Source organism: Stenotrophomonas sp. PS02289 (assembly GCF_029960115.1).
Lineage (GTDB): Bacteria > Pseudomonadota > Gammaproteobacteria > Xanthomonadales > Xanthomonadaceae > Stenotrophomonas.
Map to the genome: position 1 here is coordinate 48736 of NZ_JASCOZ010000003.1, position 17071 is coordinate 65806.

General features: G+C 64.5%; 15 protein-coding genes. 11 read left to right on the plus strand and 4 right to left on the minus strand.

Annotated features, from left to right (window positions below; translation table 11 throughout):
• Positions 1–22: 22 nt before the first annotated feature.
• The 3 genes from QMX83_RS00920 (at position 23) to QMX83_RS00930 (ending at position 1563) form a co-directional block, all read left to right on the plus strand.
• Positions 23–763 carry an HNH endonuclease gene (locus QMX83_RS00920; RefSeq protein WP_282294845.1) on the plus strand — a complete coding sequence of 247 codons (741 nt, stop codon included), beginning with the start codon at positions 23–25 and terminating at the stop codon, positions 761–763.
• A complete protein-coding gene (locus tag QMX83_RS00925) occupies positions 705–959 on the plus strand; it encodes a hypothetical protein (protein ID WP_282294846.1) in 255 nt (84 codons plus the stop codon). Before QMX83_RS00920 ends, QMX83_RS00925 begins: the two co-directional genes overlap by 59 nt.
• A 412-nt stretch (positions 960–1371) precedes the next feature.
• Complete coding sequence (locus QMX83_RS00930) at positions 1372–1563, plus strand: hypothetical protein (RefSeq protein ID WP_282294847.1); 192 nt, start codon at positions 1372–1374, stop codon at positions 1561–1563.
• Between the two features lie 17 nt (positions 1564–1580).
• Here QMX83_RS00930 and QMX83_RS00935 read toward each other — a convergent pair whose 3' ends face one another.
• Positions 1581–2303: a hypothetical protein gene (locus tag QMX83_RS00935; protein ID WP_282294848.1), complete on the minus strand. Its 723-nt coding sequence runs from the start codon at positions 2301–2303 to the stop codon at positions 1581–1583.
• A gap of 29 nt (positions 2304–2332) precedes the next feature.
• On the opposite strand from QMX83_RS00935, the gene QMX83_RS00940 reads away from it, so the two are divergent.
• Positions 2333–2473, plus strand: a complete 141-nt coding sequence (locus tag QMX83_RS00940) for a hypothetical protein (protein WP_282294849.1) — start codon at positions 2333–2335, stop codon at positions 2471–2473.
• Entirely contained in the window at positions 2466–4385 is a 1920-nt protein-coding gene (locus tag QMX83_RS00945; protein WP_282294850.1) for a DNA cytosine methyltransferase, read from the plus strand. Before QMX83_RS00940 ends, QMX83_RS00945 begins: the two co-directional genes overlap by 8 nt.
• Positions 4386–4393: 8 nt before the next feature.
• On the opposite strand, the gene QMX83_RS00950 is transcribed toward QMX83_RS00945, so the two are convergent.
• Positions 4394–4612 (minus strand): hypothetical protein, encoded by a 219-nt coding sequence (locus tag QMX83_RS00950; RefSeq protein ID WP_282294851.1) that lies wholly within the window; start codon positions 4610–4612, stop codon positions 4394–4396.
• 65 nt (positions 4613–4677) lie between these two features.
• Here QMX83_RS00950 and QMX83_RS00955 point away from each other — a divergent pair, with 65 nt between their 5' ends.
• Positions 4678–4947 (plus strand): hypothetical protein, encoded by a 270-nt coding sequence (locus QMX83_RS00955; RefSeq protein WP_282294852.1) that lies wholly within the window; start codon positions 4678–4680, stop codon positions 4945–4947.
• Position 4948: 1 nt separating this feature from the next.
• On the opposite strand, the gene QMX83_RS00960 is transcribed toward QMX83_RS00955, so the two are convergent.
• Complete coding sequence (locus QMX83_RS00960) at positions 4949–5689, minus strand: hypothetical protein (RefSeq protein WP_282294853.1); 741 nt, start codon at positions 5687–5689, stop codon at positions 4949–4951.
• A 50-nt stretch (positions 5690–5739) separates the two neighbouring features.
• On the opposite strand from QMX83_RS00960, the gene QMX83_RS00965 reads away from it, so the two are divergent.
• Together QMX83_RS00965 and QMX83_RS00970 are read left to right on the plus strand one after the other, a co-directional pair.
• The gene (locus QMX83_RS00965; protein ID WP_282294854.1) at positions 5740–6093 is read left to right on the plus strand and encodes a hypothetical protein; all 354 of its coding nucleotides are present in this window, start codon (positions 5740–5742) and stop codon (positions 6091–6093) included.
• Positions 6094–6137: 44 nt separating this feature from the next.
• Positions 6138–6413, plus strand: coding sequence for an AlpA family transcriptional regulator (locus tag QMX83_RS00970; protein WP_282294855.1), 276 nt, complete (start codon positions 6138–6140; stop codon positions 6411–6413).
• Positions 6414–6581: 168 nt separating this feature from the next.
• Here QMX83_RS00970 and QMX83_RS00975 read toward each other — a convergent pair whose 3' ends face one another.
• Positions 6582–7295, minus strand: a complete 714-nt coding sequence (locus tag QMX83_RS00975; RefSeq protein ID WP_282294856.1) for a hypothetical protein — start codon at positions 7293–7295, stop codon at positions 6582–6584.
• Between the two features lie 969 nt (positions 7296–8264).
• Here QMX83_RS00975 and QMX83_RS00980 point away from each other — a divergent pair.
• The 3 genes from QMX83_RS00980 to QMX83_RS00990 all read left to right on the plus strand — a co-directional run bounded on the left by QMX83_RS00980 (position 8265) and on the right by QMX83_RS00990 (position 17007).
• The gene (locus QMX83_RS00980; protein WP_282294857.1) at positions 8265–8465 is read left to right on the plus strand and encodes a hypothetical protein; all 201 of its coding nucleotides are present in this window, start codon (positions 8265–8267) and stop codon (positions 8463–8465) included.
• 438 nt (positions 8466–8903) lie between these two features.
• Entirely contained in the window at positions 8904–16016 is a 7113-nt protein-coding gene (locus tag QMX83_RS00985) for a deaminase domain-containing protein (RefSeq protein WP_282294858.1), read from the plus strand.
• Positions 16017–16128: 112 nt separating this feature from the next.
• Positions 16129–17007 carry an endonuclease/exonuclease/phosphatase family protein gene (locus QMX83_RS00990; RefSeq protein ID WP_282294859.1) on the plus strand — a complete coding sequence of 293 codons (879 nt, stop codon included), beginning with the start codon at positions 16129–16131 and terminating at the stop codon, positions 17005–17007.
• The last annotated feature ends 64 nt before the right edge of the window (positions 17008–17071 follow it).

The window sequence follows — 17071 nt, forward strand, 5'->3', positions numbered from 1 at the left end:
CGGTACAGTTGGGTCTACTCGCATGAGCCGCAGGACGTGGACACCTGACGAAGACGAGACGCTGCGCTTGAACTGGCCTCGCTTCCCGGCCTTCCTGATCGCCTACGTGCTAGGGCGCGAAAGAGCATCCGTCTATCGACGTGCGGCAAAGCTCGCGTTAAAGAAGGCCGATGACTTCGAAACGCAGCCGATGGCCAGGCTCTGGAACGGTAGTGACGAACCCGCCTCTATCGCGGCGCGCTTCAAGCCGGGAGACGTGCCTGTCAACAAGGGTGTCCGACGCCCTGGCTGGTCAACCGGTCGCATGGCACAGACGCAGTTCAAGAAGGGCCGGCCCGCCTCTGATGCACCCAACTACGTGCCCATCGGAACCGAAAAGCTCGATTCCCGGGGAAAGGTGTTGATCCGAAAGATCACCGACGACCCGACGATCTTCCCGGTCAAGCGCTGGCGACCGGTCCACGTGATCGTTTGGGAGCAGACGCACGGGCCGGTTCCGCACGGAAGCATCGTGGTGTTCAAGCCCGGCATGAAGACCTTCGTATCAGCCGAGATCACAGCGGAGCGTCTGGAAGTCCTGACGCTGGCGGAGAACATGCGCCGCAACACGTTTCACAACCGCTATCCAGCGGAAGTGAAAGAGCTCATCCACCTGAAATCGCGAATCACGCGACGAATCAATAGACGCACGCAGGAGCAGCAACATGAAAAACAAGGTCAGTCACGTTCGCGATCACCTGGTGGCGATGCTGGAGCGGCTTGATGACGACACGCTCGACACCGAGCAGATGAAGCACGTGATCGAACGCGCGAAGACCAGCTCCATCGTGGCCACGACCTACATCGGCGCAGTCAAGGTCGAGCTCGACGCCATTCGACTGATGGACGAGACCGGCAAGCTCGCCGCCGCCATCACCGCGCCGCAACAGGCACCGCAGCTTCCCCAAGGGCGCTCGTGATCAGATCCAACCCCACACCCACCCTTCCTAATGGCTAAAAAGAGCGCGCAAATGTCCAACAAATCCAGCCGTTCCAGCTTACCGATGTGGGTGGCCGCATGACCACCTACCAACATGAAAAGAACACCGTTATGCACTCTGCTAGACAGGAAGACAAATTGCCTACGACGTCACCACCACCTCCACGGCTTCTCCGTATCAAGCAGGTCGTCGATCGCACTGGGCTGCCCAAGTCGACGCTGTACTCCAAGATCGCGTCGGGGACTTTTCCTAGACAAATCGCCGTAGGGGCCTCGGTTAGGTGGCTAGAAGCGGAGGTCGATGCCTGGATTCAGGCGCTCGTCAGCGAGAGAGATCAGGATCACGAAGCCTACCGGAGTAGGCGAATGGGACCACGTTGAGCTGCGTCCTGATGGAAGACACCCATGCAATCGCCTTCCGTCTGCCACGTCGGGACCATGAGAAAGCCCCGCACTCGCACGCGCTGCCCCTCATCGCCGACACCGAGATGACCGTCACTGCCGCGCAGCTCCGCCGCGCACGCCGCCACCTGCGCGACCTGGTGGACGAGATCGACTTGCTGGCGACGGGGGTGGCGGCGTGACTGGCACGACGGAGAATCTACTCAAGAAATGCGCGTTCAGGTCCGTAGTCACTCGCTTCTCCGCCTGCGAAAGCATTGAAGTCCGTAGCTGTGCGAACACTAAACGCAAGCATGGCTTGGATCTGCTCTTTGAGAGAGATCAGATCGAGCTTCGATGTCATGTAGCCAGCGAACACGATATCTCCATACTCGTCTTGTTTTCTGAGAATTCTGCTGCTGACAAGAACGCTGGTACTCCCAAGTTCGCGGGTCATTCCAATCAAGGTCGCAACATCTCCTCCCAGCTGGACGGGAAGGTTATGAAGCTGCTCTTGAAGACCTTGCGCAGCTGGCATAAAGCCCCGAGCGAGTTCGCTCACGACTTGCTCAAATTTGGAAATATCTGCCACGACGAGACCGTTGAAATCCACGGCTGCTTCGTATCTATGCAAGGCATCAGCAATCTTCATCGGCAGAACTCGAATCTCAATCGCCAGCAGACTGCCGAGTATCCGTCCAGCGCCAAGCTTGGCGGCAACAGAATCACTGTGCTGCTTCTCGGCAATGGCCTTTGCATCATGAGAAATCTGTGTAGCTCGCTCACTTGTTTTGTGAGCGAGCAGCGCAACCCCAATTGTGCCCGCTGCGGTGGCTACACCCACAACTGTGCCGACGATCAATGCGAACGCAGACGTCGCTACCCCTGCCCAGTCCGCCCAGTTTCCGAAGTCCGCGGCAAGCGGACAAATCTCGATAGCCATAACCCCTCCCTGTTGGAGCCGATTCTGCCATGAGCGTCAGCCTGAATGACCGTGTCCATGCCTTGGAAGAGGCCGTCCGCCTCGCCCAGGAGAACCACTCCGACCTGACCGTGCAGCTGGACCTGCGCGAAATGCTGGAAGCAGCGCGCGGGGAGCAGCGGAATGGCTGACGGTTCCCGCCCCCCCGAGATCCGCATCACGTCGAGGTCGCGCGTCCGGTCCGCCATCATCGGCGACCTGTTCTGTGGTGCTGGCGGGCTGTCCAACGATGCGAAGCGTGCCATGCGCGAGCTGGGTCGCCCCGCGCGTCTGGTCGCGGTGAACCACTGGCCGGTCGCCATCGAGACGAACCGCCGGAATCACCCGGAGGACGCCGACCGCATCCACTGCGCCGACCTGGAATCCGTCCTGCCCCTGTCCCTGGTGCCGGAAGGCTGGCTGGATCTGCTGATCGCCGCCCCTTCGTGCGTGTTCCATAGCCGTGCGCGCGGCGGCCGGCCGGTGCACGATCAGCAGCGCATGGACCCATGGCACGTGGTGCGCTGGTGCTCGGAACTGCGCGTGAAGCGCATCCTGGTCGAGAACGTGCCGGAGTTCATGGACTGGGGTCCGTGCAGCCTGCACACCGGCCGGCCAATCAAGTCCCGCCGCGGTGAGTACTTCCGTGCCTGGGTGCAGGCGCTGGAGGCCATCGGCTTCAAGGTCGACTGGAAGGTGCTCAACTGCGCCGACTATGGCGACCCGACCACTCGCCGCCGCTTCTTCCTGATCGGCCGCAGCGATGGCAAGCCGCTGACCTGGCCCGAGGCCACCCACGACCGCGCCGGCAGCACCGACCTGCTGGGCACCCGGGAGCGCTGGCGCGGTGCCCGTGAGGTCATCGACTGGTCCATGACCGGCAAGAGCATCTTCCGCCGGAAGAAGCCGCTGCGCCCGAACACGCTGAAGCGGATCAAGGCCGGCGCGGTGAAGTACAGCTGGCCGAAGCCCTACCAGGAAGCGGTGCAGGCGCTGCTGGACAGCACGGAGCCGCGTCTGGTGTTCTCCCGGGCCGAGGCCATCGAGCTGGGCCTGATCGCGGTGCAGCCGATGCTGGTCACCCTGAGCGGCACCAGCGAGCAGCACCTGCATGCGAGCGCGGCGTCGATCAATCAGCCGCTGCCTACTCTGACGGCCGGCGGCGGCCATGTCGGGCTGGTGCTGGCGACCGGCAGCGGCGGTGCCGCGCGGGACGTCGAGCAGCCTCTGCCGACGATCACCACCGGTGGTGCTGGCAGCGAGCGCCCGGGCTGCGCACGGCCACAGCTGGTCGAGCCGATCATCGTTCCGACCTCCAACACCAGCAGCGCCGGCGTGCCGCGCTCGGCGGCAAAGCCGATCCGGACCATTACCACGGCCAAGGGCGGCGATCAGGCGGTGGCCACGCCGCTGGTGGCTCCCTACTACGGCGGCGGATCCGGCCTGACCGCATCGTCCGTCACCGAGCCGGTGCCATCGGTCACTACGAAGGCGCGGTTCGGCCTGGCTGAGCCTGTGCTGATGCGTGCCGGGCACGGTGACAGCGACGGCCGCGATCCTGGCAGCCGCGTGCTGGATGTCGACACGCCAATTCCGGCCCTGACCGGTTCCAATGAGGTAGCCATCGCGGAAGCCATCGTGATGCGCGGCAACGTTGGGCACGGCCGCACGGGCGATATGGGCCCCGCCAACGAGCCCATGCCGACGATCACCTGCAGCGAGTCGCTGGCTCTGGCCGAGCCATGCCTAGTGCCGAACTACGGCGAGCGGGACGGACAGGCACCGCGCGTGCACGCCGTCGCCGAACCTTTGCCCACCATCACCACCGCCAACCGCTTCGACCTCGCCTCCCCGGCTGCCGAGCTGGCTGACCAGGTGGAGATCGACATCAACTACCGGATGCTGCACTGGCGCGAGCTGGCCCGGGCAACGTCCTTCGACGACGAGGGCGAGGTCTACGACTTCGCCGGCAACGCCACCCAGATCACGAAGCAGATCGGCAACGCGGTACCGAACCGGACCGCGAAGGCGCTGGTCATGACCCTGATGCGGGAGGCAGCATGAGCCAGACGTCAGTTGCTCAGCGCGGATACCGCAAATCGCAGGCCTGCATCCAGAGCCGCAACCAGGGTGTCGTGTTCGCCGCAGTCCGGGTTGTTGAAGTCGGGAAGGTTGCCGGCCTCCACAAGGTGGACGTAGGCCTTGCCGCCATCCGGCTGCCACGCCTCAACGTAAATGTCCTGGCCGTAGTAGGAGCTGCTCAGGGAATCCTTTCTGATTTCGGGCTTCATGTCGGTCTCCAGAATAGTGGCCGCATGGTCGGTCCGAGCGCCCTCGGCGTCAATACGGGGGTCGCATGACGAACCCGCTCCCTAATCGGCCGAAGAACTACCACCGCGTGCGCGCCACCCGCGCCGACCATGAGGCCCAGACCCTGAAAATCGGCGGTGTGGCCGTCTACTCAATCCTGCGGGACTGGGTGAAGGGCCAGGTCACCGCCATCGAGATCGGCATGCTCACCTTCGAGGCAGCGTTCCTGTCGCACATCCTGCTGCCGAGCGGCCGTACCGTGATTGAGCACATGCACCAGCAGAATCTGATTCCGCAGAAGGTGGATGGTGGCTGACCTAAGCCTTCCCAGCCATTCGCTTGCGGAGGTCAGCAAGCCGCGTCCTTGCGTTATCCGTCAGAGTCTCATCACTCGTCGCGATGATGCTCGGATGCCCTTCGTAATACCGGGCCATTCTGTTTATCGTCTGCTCGATACTGTCGAGAAGCTGAAGGCCGAACGTTACACGCGCCTTAGCCATGTCTCTGCGCGAAGCTTCCTGTTTTGCTTGGATCTCCGAGATCGAAAGGCCAGGGTCACGATTAAAGAACTGCCACGTCGTGAGCACAGAAAGCAGCGCAAAAGCGTCCTCGTCTTCGAACCCTTGCAATCTGTCTGTACAGCTGCGCAGGAACACCAGATCGTGAAATGGTTGCTTGGCTACAAAGGACTCCAGAATCACGTGGGACGTATTGGTAAAAAGGTCGGGGTCCCAGTCAATAAGGGTGGCAACAAGCTCCCGACGCCCATAAGCGAGCTCCTTTGCGAAGGCTTGAGCAAGCTGCATTGCTGTGCGCTGATCCGCCTTGGTCCTTGCGTCCCATTCTCGCTGTTGAATGTACTCAGCCTTCGAACGCTCGGCACGGACTGCCTTATCCGCAGCCGCGCTCTGTGCTCTGGAGCTCGAGAGCGCGACAACTACCGCAATCAGCGTGATCAGGGCGGCGATCCACCCACCTACTGCGGAAACGGCCGCCCAATCAAGACGGCACGTAGGCACGCTGGACATGCAGGGAACCATTACTTCAGCTGCGATCATCGGACCATCTCCATATGGGGTACGGCGCGATTGTGCCACGGAGACACCCAGTGACCGCCAACCAGCTGGACATGTTCGATGCGCTGGCCGAGCGCCGCTGGCCGGCGGATGAAGACCATCAGATGCCCGGCCGGGGCTACCTGCGGCTGGCCAGCATCGAGCTGGCCGAAGTTCCCGGTACCGGCTGGATCTTCGCGACCACAGTAAACCTGTCCGACTATGGCTATAGGTGCTCCCTGCGGCTGAAGTGGGAGAGGACAGCAGTCGACCGAAACGAGGCGCTGGATATGGCAAAGGCCGAGGTCATCCACCGGATGGACCGGTACTGCGCCGGCCATGACGACAGCCACCACGCGAAGGCGCAGGCCCGACAGGTCTGCAAATGGGCCGAGGCCCTGCACTGAACCCAATTCCCACACTGCCGCCCACCGCGGCGAAGGAGACAACCATGACCACCAATGACGCCCCTCCGACCCCCAGCCGGCTGCTCAGAATGAGCCAGGTCGTCGACCGCACCGGACTGCCCAAGTCGACCGTCTATTCGCGCATTTCGGACGGATCCTTTCCCAAACAGCTGCACATCGGGTGCTCAGTTCGGTGGCTGGAATCGGAGGTTGAGGAATGGATTCAGTTGCAGGTTCGGGCCCGCGATCAGGCGCTCGAAACCGGGGGTACCGCTGGGGGTATCGGTGATGCAGGCGACCCGCCGCGCCTTGCGGCATAAGGCATCGGACAGCCCATCCAGTAGAGCCCACCTCCACCAACGACAGGTTCGAAAGAACCGACAAGAAGCCCGGAGTTCCGCGAGGAATTCCGGGTTTTTTGTTTGTGCCTATCATCGCCAGGGCTGACTGGCCATGCGGACGGTGTGCTGGTAGGACGAAGGCTGGCCTCACCCCTTCGTAACCACCCGCTTCTGCACAAACGCATGCTTCAGCCCCGGCATTTGCTCGACCAGCCGTTCCCCCTCCTCCTCCACCGGCATCCGCCCGCACGCGTCCACCACCAGGTGCTCCAACGCAGGGAACAGATCTGGAATTGCGGCCAGGCTGCTCATGTGGCGGCACTGATGGATGCCTAGACGACGGACGTTCGGTAGCCGCGGCAGGCCCTCCAGACTGGCGGGATTGCACCAGTTGATGTCGAGTTCTTCCAGTGTGTCTGGAAGCATCAGGCCGGCGAAGCTCGCGTGCTTGGGTGCATAGCGCCACAAGTGCAGCATATCCAGCGGCAAGGTTTCCAAACCGGTATCGCGCGGGCGGTACTCCCACACGATCTGCCTCAGTGAAGGCAACCGCTCGAAAGCGACCGGTGGTCGTCGCTGGTGGACACCGAAGGTCTCCAACTGCTGCAGCGCGTACAGGCCGTCAATGTTCTTGAGGTGGATGTCCCAGAACCACACGTGGCGGAGTTGGGGCAGCTGGGTCAACGCATCCAGAGTGGTCTCGTTGAAACCAAACTCGGGATTGCCGAATACGCCCGCATAGCCTTCCCGCTGCACTTCTTCGATGCAGTCGCACAGCATGGAAGACTCGAGACCGAGGCTGGTGCTGCCACGATTCAGATCGTGCGTGAGGAGAAAGCGGCCTTCTCTGGCGATGGGCATGGTTATGCAATCCTTTGTCCTGAGACCGATTCTAGGGCCCAACCATCACGACGCGCCAGCCACGGTGGTAGCGTCGGTCGACAGACGACGGCCGATAGCGGTGATCCGCAGGGTGACGCATGATCTGTGGCGGAGAAGCGCGTCTGCGTTTCAGGGTCATGCCCTACAGCAGCGATCAGTGCCATCGGCGGTCGTCTGTCGAGCGACCCTACCGGGCGCATCCAATGCGGGCCCGTACGATCAGATCGTAGGGCAGCCGAGGTGGTAGCGTCGGTCGACAGACGACGGCCGATAGCGGTGATCCGCAGGGTGACGCATGATTTGTGGCGCAGAAGCGCGTCTGCGTTTCAGGGTCACGCCCTACAGCAGCGATCATTTTCATCGGCGGTCGTCTGTCGAGCGACCCTACCGGAGCAGTCCACCGCCATCGGTTGCAGCCGGGTACCGGACGACGTCGCCATCCATTGCATCAGCGTTTGGACGACGAGACCATCGCGTGCAACGGTGCGCCCGGGCACTTCGCCATCGACTCCGCGGAGCTTGGGACGATTGCGTCGCGGCAGCGCCACTTGCATCACGCGAATTTGCATCGCGTTGAAACGTCGCATTTCACACCGGATTTACCGATGACTTCGGTGTCATGAGGTGATTGCGACATGATTCGTGTTGCAGCACACCACGCGCCCAACCGTAGGCGGACAAAGGCTATTTCCATTGTGGTGCGACATCGCACACGCTGTCCGGACGGGGCGTCGAAACCCTTACATCTAAAGTGTGTGACCCGAGTCGGGAGGGTGGCTAATACAACACCCTCGATGGGGAAATACGCCCGCCGTTTTTTACTCTAGGTGTACGGTTTCGAACCTCCCGACCCCTTGCCATCCCGGCAAGGGGAATAACCGGAAGGAGATTCACGATGCAATTGCAGTTCGCAGGCTCGTTCGAAACACCCACCTGGAGTCACACACCATGAGCAAGGATGTCGTGATGCGCGTACGCGTTCCGCATGAAGAGCGCTGCAAGTTCCGCGAAGCCGCCCGGCGCTCGAAGATCCACCCCTCCAATGCGCTGAAGAAGCTGGTTCACGCCTACATTGATGTGGACGAAGAGCCGACCACGGTCGAGGTCACCGTTTCAGTTGGCCGTAGAAACCGCAGCGACCGCGCGTAAGCCGCGCAGCACTACCGCCGGGTAGCGTCCGGCGTCACGGGGTCGCGGCCAGCAGCGCCACCAGAATCGTCTCTGAGCGCCGCTGGCCGTACCCCTTGCCATACGCGCTGGAAGTGCACCATTCGCGTTGGCGTGCGAAATGCGACAGACGTAGCGGCCTGCACTGCACGTACGCACAAGGCGATTCTCTGTCGAGTCACTTTTATGAGATCGGGCTGTTGGATGCTGCGCGCCCTTTGCGCTTCCGCTTCCGTCATGCCCTTCCCCATCGCTGCGTCGCCCGCCCCGACCTCGGCTGCTGCAACCTCGTCCCTCCCCCTCACCGAGCGGCCTCCGCTCTCTGCCCTACACGGCTTGGTCAACACCACGTCCGCCGTCACAGCGTTGCCGCACGCACCCTGCTCCACGTCCCCACGTGCGCTGCCCGCACCTGCCGGCGTGCCGCATGTCGAACTACAGGCGCTGGCCGCTGCACTCAATGCAGGCCCGATCGACGCCTCATTGCTGTCGGCCCTGCGTGCCGCCGGGTTGGCCGGCCTGCCACTGACGCGGCTGCTGGCCGATGGTCTCGCCGAAAGCTGCGCGCTGCCGGACGGGCTGTCAGACACTGAGCAGCGCGCGTGGCGCGACGTGCTACTGCACGCGGTGCTGCTGCCCGGCGTGCAATGGGACGTGCACTGCGCATCCGTGCGCCATCGCCTCAGCGCAGACACCGCGCTGCGCGATCCCGGGCTGCAGCAGTTGCGCGACGCACTTTACCGCCCCTCGTGGTGCTCGCTGGTGGACTGGACGGAGCGACTGACGCACCACCGCGCCGAGGATCCCGCCGCCGATGCACGCCCGTTGGCGCGTGCGATGCAGGACGAGACGCTCGGTAGCGGACGCAACATGACACAACGGCATGCATGGGTGCGCGAACAGTTGCAGGTCATGGTTCCGTCAGCACACACCCACGCAGTGGACCGTGCGATGCAGGTGATAAAGAAGCTCGAGCAGAAGGACGCCGGCTTGCTGGATCCCCGCTGGGGTCTGCCCACGTTGTTCGAGCTTGCCAACGAAACAGAACGGAACACGCTCACCGCCGAAGTGCACACCCGCCTCACCCGCGCTGCCGGACCTACACCCGCAGGCGTTACCGCGGACCTGCCACCGCTCGCACGGCAGGTGATGGACGTGGCGACACGCGCAACGCCCCTGCCGCCCGGATGCGTCGTACCCCTGGGCCGCTATGACAGCTTTTCCCACGCGTTGACCAGCCTGCTTTACCTGCCCTTCCAGCTGGACCATGTGCGCAACGGTGTTGCGTCCACCGCCCGCGCCACGGAAGTGTTCCAGCGTCTCGTCACCGGCGTCCCACAAACCCGGCCTTCGGCCGTGGAAACCCTCACCGAGGGGTATGTCGACCAGAGTGGCTGGATGCAGCGGACGGACGCTCCTCTCCAGTTCGATGGCACGCCGGATGGCAGACCCTCCGAAACAACCAACACGGCGCTGGCCCAGCTGAATACCTGCTACACCCAAGCGCGAATGGTCGCAGGCCTGGACGTGCTGCATAAGCAGCAACGGGAACGGTTCCTGCGACGGCAGCCCGCCCCGCTGGATGCTCCCTCTCCCGCAGTTCAAGACGGCGACGTCAGTGCCGCATTCCCGGGCCACGCCCTTGATCCGCTGCGTCCGCGCGCGCGTGCCGGGGCGCTGACCGATGAGGGCTACTTCCCACCCGAGCCGGCGTCATCACAGTCAGGTGTCGGCGCACAGCTTGGGGTACCGATGGTCGGGCATGGCCCGTTGATCGTGCTCCGACCGATGGTGGACACGCTGTCGGCCGCCGACTGGTGGGAGACGCTGGACCCGCACACGGCCCACACGGCATCCGGACTGCGCACGGCCATCGTCCGGCTGTTCGAGCGCGCCGGGGTGCACCTGTACGACGGTTCACCCGGACTGGACGACCTGGATGTGTTTTTCGACTCACCTGAGGCGCGGGATCTGTTCCAGGAAATCGGAAACCTGCAGGAGGTGCCCCAGTGGCGTCGCGACGACATCAGCCGTGGCGGCCAGGACACACGCGCCTACGCGTTTGTCCGCCTGCTCACGCAGTTGCTGGATGCGGTCGGCGCGTGGCGGCATCACCTGCCGCACGAAGACCACCGCGCCGCGTTGCACCAGCTGGCGCGGATCGGCACCACGGCCGCGCGCTGGCTGGATGAACGGCTTGGGGTGTTGGTCGGACACGTGAACGTCAGATTCCGTCGCCTGGCGCTGGGCACCGCACTGCCGTCCGCCGCCTTGGCCGCTCCCGCCGACGATGACGTGCTCGCCTTGCACCGCCGCCGGGTGCGGAGCGCTGACGACCGCCGCCCCTTCCCGGTGGTTTCTGCGCAGCGCCTCCAGGCGGTGTTGAGCGATCCGGGACACGCCCTGTTGAACGAGGCGGAGCTGGCGTCGCTGTACGGCATCGACCAGGAGCTGGCGACGATGCTGGTCACGTTGCATGACGCGCTGTACGGCACCGCCACCGCGGGCGACTGGCGCACGAACACACCCACGACGCGGGCCTGGCGCGATGCGTTGGACCGCATGCCGATGCGCTGGGAGCATCATCTCGGCACGCTCATCCACCGCGTTGCCGCCGTGCTGCAGCGACTGATGGGATACGGCCCGATGTCCCGCCTGATACCGCCTGCCAGCATGGGCGTCCATGATCTTCGCGTGCGACCGGTACGCATGCTTGAGCCACTGCGGGAACTGTATGTGAACCTGGACCTGCCGATGGAGGAAGCAGATCCCGGCTTTGCCGATGCCATTGCCGCCATCGACTCCTACATCAACGCGGTGGGAAACATCTATTCCACTACACGCGGTAGCGACGACGTCGCGACGTGGCTGCTGCCACCCGCGCAATGGCTGCAGCAGGCGAACGGGAACGCGCTGGCCGCGGCCTATATGCGCCCGGACGATGCCACGCCGCACGCCGGGATGATGGACCGCATCGAGGAAGCGCTGCGCGCCCAGATCGATGCGTCCGGACTGGACGCCGCCCCAGACGTGATTCTGCAGGGACCGTCCCTGCTTGAGGCGTGGTCCCGAAGCACCGCAGCGGCTGAAACCACAGGCAGCCTGCTGGACCGGGTGCGGAATGCCGGACTCCCACTGGCACGCTGGGATACTGGCTCGCCGCTGCAGGACTCAACGTCCCTGGCACTGCTGCGCAAGGCCGTGCACGCGGTGCTGCCCGACGCCGGCGACGGCTGGGTCGAACGCGCAGTGGCCTATGCGCAGGGAGGCGCGGAAGGTGAGGCACCGGTGTTGACCCTGGCCATCGCGCTGCGCGCGCGCGACAGCACGCTGAGCCCTGACGAGGCCTTGGCCTTCGCCATGGTGCTGCTGGCCACACCGACAGCGCCCAGCGCCACCGCCGTGCCGTCCGCGCGCACTCCGCTGCAGTTTCCGCTGTCACAGGACCTGACCGCGCCCTCGGACACGGACGATCCCGTACTGTCCTACCTGCAACGGTGGCTGCCGGCCGTTCCGGCAGAAGCGGCCACCTCTCCCCGCCCACCGTCCAACCCACCGCTGCCGCCATTGAATGCGCTGCTCGACAGCTTCGGCCTACCACTCCTAGGTGGTGCCGAGCTGTTGGACACCGTCGCGGCACTGGGAGCCGCCGAACGCTGGGCGTTGATGGCGCGCACGCGCCCGTTCGAAGAGGTCTGCCGTCCCCGACTGGAATCCGCCGGCTGGTACGGCGGAGCTTCCTCGCAGCCGTATTCGCCGCTGGGCGCGCAGACCCTGCTGGCCCAGCAGATGCTGGACCAGTATCTGGGACCGGATGTGATCGAGGCACAACGCCGGATGCTGGCGTCGACAGACACCACGGAGCGCACCGTGAATGAGGTGCGGATCGAGATCCGCACCTCGATCATCCGCGCCCAGCCTGACGCCAGCGCCGACGCGGTGGATCTCCTGTTCTGGCTGTTGGTGAGTGACCTGCAGCAGCCGGCGCTGCTGGTCGCCGATGTTCCGCACTGGATTCCGTATGGGGGGTCGCTCCAGTCTGCAGCGTTCCTGCACGGGGTGGCCCTGCTGGAGTCGATGGAGCCCGGTGCGAGTGCCCGGGCCCGCTACGACGACGTGGTGGTGCTGCCGACGCAGCTGGCGCGTCCGCCGGCCGTGGCCGGAGAGACTGATGTGCTCAACGACGCCTGGGTACACGCCCTGGTGCCGGCCGCGGTGCGGTATGCAGCGGCGCGTGGCGCATTGCCTGCCGGCGTGCCGCTGGATTCGGTGACGCCCGCGCAGGCGCAGGCCGCCGTCGACGCCCTGGTCAACGACCAGGAACAGCATGCGCTGCACGCCAGCCGGCTGCTGGCACCGCCGCCGAGCCGGAAGGAGATGGCGTCACGCGTGCTCACCGAAGCCGGCGTGGATGTGGTGTACTGGTCGCAACCGCTGGACCGGTTGCCCGACACACTGCTGGAAGCGCATGGTTTGACGAAAGCCCTCTGGCTCAGATTCCAGTCAGCCGCGGTGGATCTGGTTTGGGAGACGCCGCGCGAGGCGACGTTCGGAGAGCTGCTCTCCACAAACGCCCTGACCAAGAACAACGATTCATTGGAAGATCTGGTGATCGCCGATGCCATCGTATCGGTCAATGGTCCTTCCGTGCGCAGCCGGTTTGACGCAGCCTTCGATCTATACCGGCGTGAGGTCGAGTCCGGCCTTGCAGACATCATTGCCGGCTTGCTGAAGACGCTGCCCACCGCACAGCGCGCGCAGTTGGACGCGTCGAGCTGTACACCGCTGCGGCTGGTCTACGAGGGGCGCGAGGCGCTGCAGGGCGTACTGCTGCGCTGCACGCCACGCGTCCCCGACAACGCTGCACCGTTCCATATCGAGGTGTTTCCCAGTGCCGGTATTGCGCGCCTCGCCTGGGTGATCCCCGACCGGGGCGAATGGGTGGAATCGGCAGCCTACGTCGACGGCGACCTGGCCCGGGCCCAGGTGCTCGAGCACTATCACCGCGTCAACGATGCCAACCTGGTGGCAGCCGATGGCACCGTGCCAGGCCACGACGTGGTCGGCGTGGCGAAGGCCGCCGCACGGCACCTGTGGCAACACCATCTGGAGCAGGTCAAGGTGCAGATACTGGCCGAGCGGACCGGTCTGGAAAAACTGGTGGACAAGGAGAAACACGTCTTCAACCAGGTGGCGGAGTTCGTCATCCCCTTCTACAAATGCGCCGAGGACCTGATCGAGGGCGACCACTCCACGTCGGCCGTGCTGGGCTGCGCGATCGACGCAGGATTCTCGGTGGTCCCGGTGGGACGCTTCCTCGGCAGCACCGTGCGTCTGGTCCGCGAAGGCACCACCCTGGGCGTGCGTGCGCTGACCGCCGAGTCAGGCCGCGCCTTGACCCGGCTGGCCACCGACATCGCCCAGCAAAGTGGCGTTTTCCTGCTGCGCGACCTGGGCAAGGGCGCACTCTGGGTGGGCGGCAAGGCGCTGGAGCTGGCACGCCTGCGTGCGCCGTGGCTGGCCCGACTGCTGAAGCGAGCCGATTCGGCGGCTCACTCCAGCGTGGTGGCGCGGGCCGTGGTTGAAGGCAAGGCACCGATGTCGGCACTGGAGCAGCCCCCCACCTCCCTGGCCGCTGCGGAATTGCAAGACGGTCAGCGCGCGCTGGTCGTGGCCGACGGTAACCGCTGGCACCGCTACGACCCCGTCAATCGCCAGCCGTACGGACCTGCGCTGCCGGGCGTGAGACTGGGTATGCCAATGCCGGAGACTATTCCGGTGGTGCGCAGCGAAGGCGGCGTGCTGCTCAATCTGGGGAACACCCACAATGTGGAGGCAGTCGAGCGGGCACCGGAGCAGTGGGATGTCTGGATCGACGGCAGGCCCTACACCCTGGAGCCCGGCGAGGACGTGCTGCGCGCGCGGCCGAAGGGCATGCGCGAAGACGGCCACTTTGAGCGCGAGGAACAACGGGGTTGCCGGACAAAGCGCGGTCTCGGTCTCGATCCGACCAGCTGCGACCGCGGCGAGGTGCGTCTGAAATATACGCCCGACGGGCTGCTGGAACTGCCCAACGCTCCGTCGCAGTCGGCACTGGAAGCGCATGCCGTGGGCCACCGCGAACTTACGCTGGCCCCCGTGGAGGGACCCGGCGCCGATGGCACGCTTTCACAGTTGGTGGTCGATGAAGGCCAGGTTAAACGTTGGGAACCTCTACCCACTGGCCCCGGCAAACGTGCCAAGGCCCGTGCGCCAGTCGAAGGGCTGGTTCCGCTGAGCGCCGAGCAGGCGGCGGCGCTGGGCGTACCCTGGAAGGTCACCTACCCCGAACAGCTGGAAGCAAGCAGGATTACCGGCACCACGTTCGGGATGCCTGCCAATACCTCGCCCGACGCCGCTGCTGCTGTGAATGACAAGGTGCCGCTGTTCGAGATCAAGGGCCTGGTGCCCGGCATCGCGGACCGGCGTCGTGTGCGCGGTATCGTGGTCGGCCAAGGCACGCGACAGCGCGTCTGCATTGAAGCCGATGTCAGCCCGAATGCGCGCGAACCCACCACCGGCGTCTTCTACGAGGCACCGTGGGACCCAGCGCAATCCAGCGACGTGCCGCTGAAGTTCCGGCGCATGACATCCTCCATCGACATCGACATCTACCTGGAGCATTCGGAGGAGTACCGCATCGGCCGAAGCCGTGCCTCTGCCGCACAAGACCATGCCAACATCAAGAAGCACGTGTACGGCCTGCTTAGACGCAACTTCAGCGATGAGGAACTGAGAAAGTTCCCAACACCGGAGGCATTCGAAACCGAGGCAAGCAAGCAGGGGGAACCCGAGGTACTGAACACCTATGTACGACGGGTGATGTCAGCCGACGATCTACAGCGCCGGTTCGTCGAAGGCATGCGCAGCACGATTCCAGACTGGTCTAAATTGTCGAAAAGGCCGCTGGGGGAACAGCAGTCAACGGTCGATACACTCAATAAGCTGCTGCCCATTCAAGGCAGGGAGGAAGGCTGGAAACCGTTCACTGTCGAAAGCCTGCAGCGGCCGGAGGCATTTGAGTTGCTGAGCAAAAATACCGGCCACGCCAACTTGGCCTTTGCGGAGGTGTCTACGCGCGACGGCAGATGCATTGTTTACTACGCACTGTCCGACGGCAAAAGCACGAAGAACCTGATGACCCAGAGTCCCCAGGACCCTGATGGCAAGATCGAGTACGTGGATGCGCGCGCTGAGATGCGCGGCCAGCCTATCAACCCCGAACTCACGAGCCTGCCGGTGCTACGCCATGCAGATGACACCCGGCTGATAGTCTTCCATCGCCACAAGGATGCGGAACGGCTGATCGGCGACACCCTCCTCAGTGACCTCAAATCCAACGGGCTGCGGAAGCTGAACGCAGACGACATCGACTCGGTCCACTTTTTCACCAGCCTGGACGCCTGCCGCTCCTGCAGCCTGGTGCTGGCCCATCTCAATGAGAGCCTGCCGAAGGCAAAGATCAGAGTGGACTTTTTGAAGGACTACCACTGACCCGGGTCGCTCCCGGCCCCGGATCGGCGGCGCTGCCGCCCATCCCGGCACACCACACTCGCCGCGTCCGTGGCACTCTGTGGAATCGATTACATGAAAGGGAGGAACTCTCATGCTGTCCTTGCTGCACCGTGCTGCCTCGCTGCGGGCCCTGCTGGCGCTGTCGCTGCTGTCGCTGCTGCCGGTTACCGCGGCCCACGCCGCCGCCAAGCCCGACCCGCTTCGGGTGATGTCCTTCAATGTGCGAACCCCCGCGGATACCGAGCCCGGCCGGCGCTGGGACGACCGCCGCGGCGCGATGGTCGAGCTGCTGCGCGCGCAACGGCCGGATGTGGTGGGCACCCAGGAGCTGGTGCAGAAACAGGGCGACTACCTGGTCGCCCAGCTGCCCCAGTACCGCTGGTTCGGCCAGGGCCGGCGCGGCGGTGAGGGTGACGAGCACATGGGCGTGTTCTACGACAGCACGCGGCTGAAGGTGGTGGAATCGGGCGACTTCTGGCTGTCCGATACGCCGGAGGTGCCGGGCAGCATCACCTGGGGCAATCTGTATCCGCGGATGGTGACCTGGGCGCTGTTTGAGCGGACGGGCGACGGCAAGCGCTTCTATCTGCTCAACACACACCTGCCCTACCGCGACGACGACGAACCGCGTCGGGTGAAGGGAGCCCAGGCGATCATCGCGCGGCTGCACCAGCTGCACGACGGCGTGCCGGTGGTGGTCACGGGAGATTTCAATAGTGAACCGGGCAGCGAGACCTACGCCACCTTCACTGCCGCGCTGGGCGATGCCCGCAAGCTGGCAACCAAGGTGGAGGGCCAGCGCCTGACCTTCCACAACTTCAGTGGTACGCCAACCACCGAGCTGGACTGGATTCTGGTCCGCGGGCTGAACGTCTCCCGCTTCGCGACACTGGACGACAAGCCCGGCGGCGTGTTGCCGTCGGACCACTTCCCGGTGATGGCGGAGCTGGAATTCCCGAAGGGGCATTGACCCGTAGAGCCGGGGGGGGGGCCGCGGGGGTTGGGCGGCCCCCCGGCGCGCCCCGCGCGGCCGC

Excerpts from the sequence above, each read along its gene's own strand:
- QMX83_RS00925 (WP_282294846.1), top strand. The coding sequence starts at position 705 with ATGAAAAACAAGGTCAGTCACGTTCGCGATCACCTGGTGGCGATGCTG.
- QMX83_RS00960 (WP_282294853.1), bottom strand. The coding sequence starts at position 5,689 with ATGATCGCAGCTGAAGTAATGGTTCCCTGCATGTCCAGCGTGCCTACG.
- QMX83_RS00920 (WP_282294845.1), top strand. The coding sequence starts at position 23 with ATGAGCCGCAGGACGTGGACACCTGACGAAGACGAGACGCTGCGCTTG.
- QMX83_RS00980 (WP_282294857.1), top strand. The coding sequence starts at position 8,265 with ATGAGCAAGGATGTCGTGATGCGCGTACGCGTTCCGCATGAAGAGCGC.
- QMX83_RS00950 (WP_282294851.1), bottom strand. The coding sequence starts at position 4,612 with ATGAAGCCCGAAATCAGAAAGGATTCCCTGAGCAGCTCCTACTACGGC.
- QMX83_RS00955 (WP_282294852.1), top strand. The coding sequence starts at position 4,678 with ATGACGAACCCGCTCCCTAATCGGCCGAAGAACTACCACCGCGTGCGC.
- QMX83_RS00930 (WP_282294847.1), top strand. The coding sequence starts at position 1,372 with ATGGAAGACACCCATGCAATCGCCTTCCGTCTGCCACGTCGGGACCAT.
- QMX83_RS00970 (WP_282294855.1), top strand. The coding sequence starts at position 6,138 with ATGACCACCAATGACGCCCCTCCGACCCCCAGCCGGCTGCTCAGAATG.
- QMX83_RS00945 (WP_282294850.1), top strand. The coding sequence starts at position 2,466 with ATGGCTGACGGTTCCCGCCCCCCCGAGATCCGCATCACGTCGAGGTCG.
- QMX83_RS00935 (WP_282294848.1), bottom strand. The coding sequence starts at position 2,303 with ATGGCTATCGAGATTTGTCCGCTTGCCGCGGACTTCGGAAACTGGGCG.
- QMX83_RS00975 (WP_282294856.1), bottom strand. The coding sequence starts at position 7,295 with ATGCCCATCGCCAGAGAAGGCCGCTTTCTCCTCACGCACGATCTGAAT.
- QMX83_RS00940 (WP_282294849.1), top strand. The coding sequence starts at position 2,333 with ATGAGCGTCAGCCTGAATGACCGTGTCCATGCCTTGGAAGAGGCCGTC.
- QMX83_RS00990 (WP_282294859.1), top strand. The coding sequence starts at position 16,129 with ATGCTGTCCTTGCTGCACCGTGCTGCCTCGCTGCGGGCCCTGCTGGCG.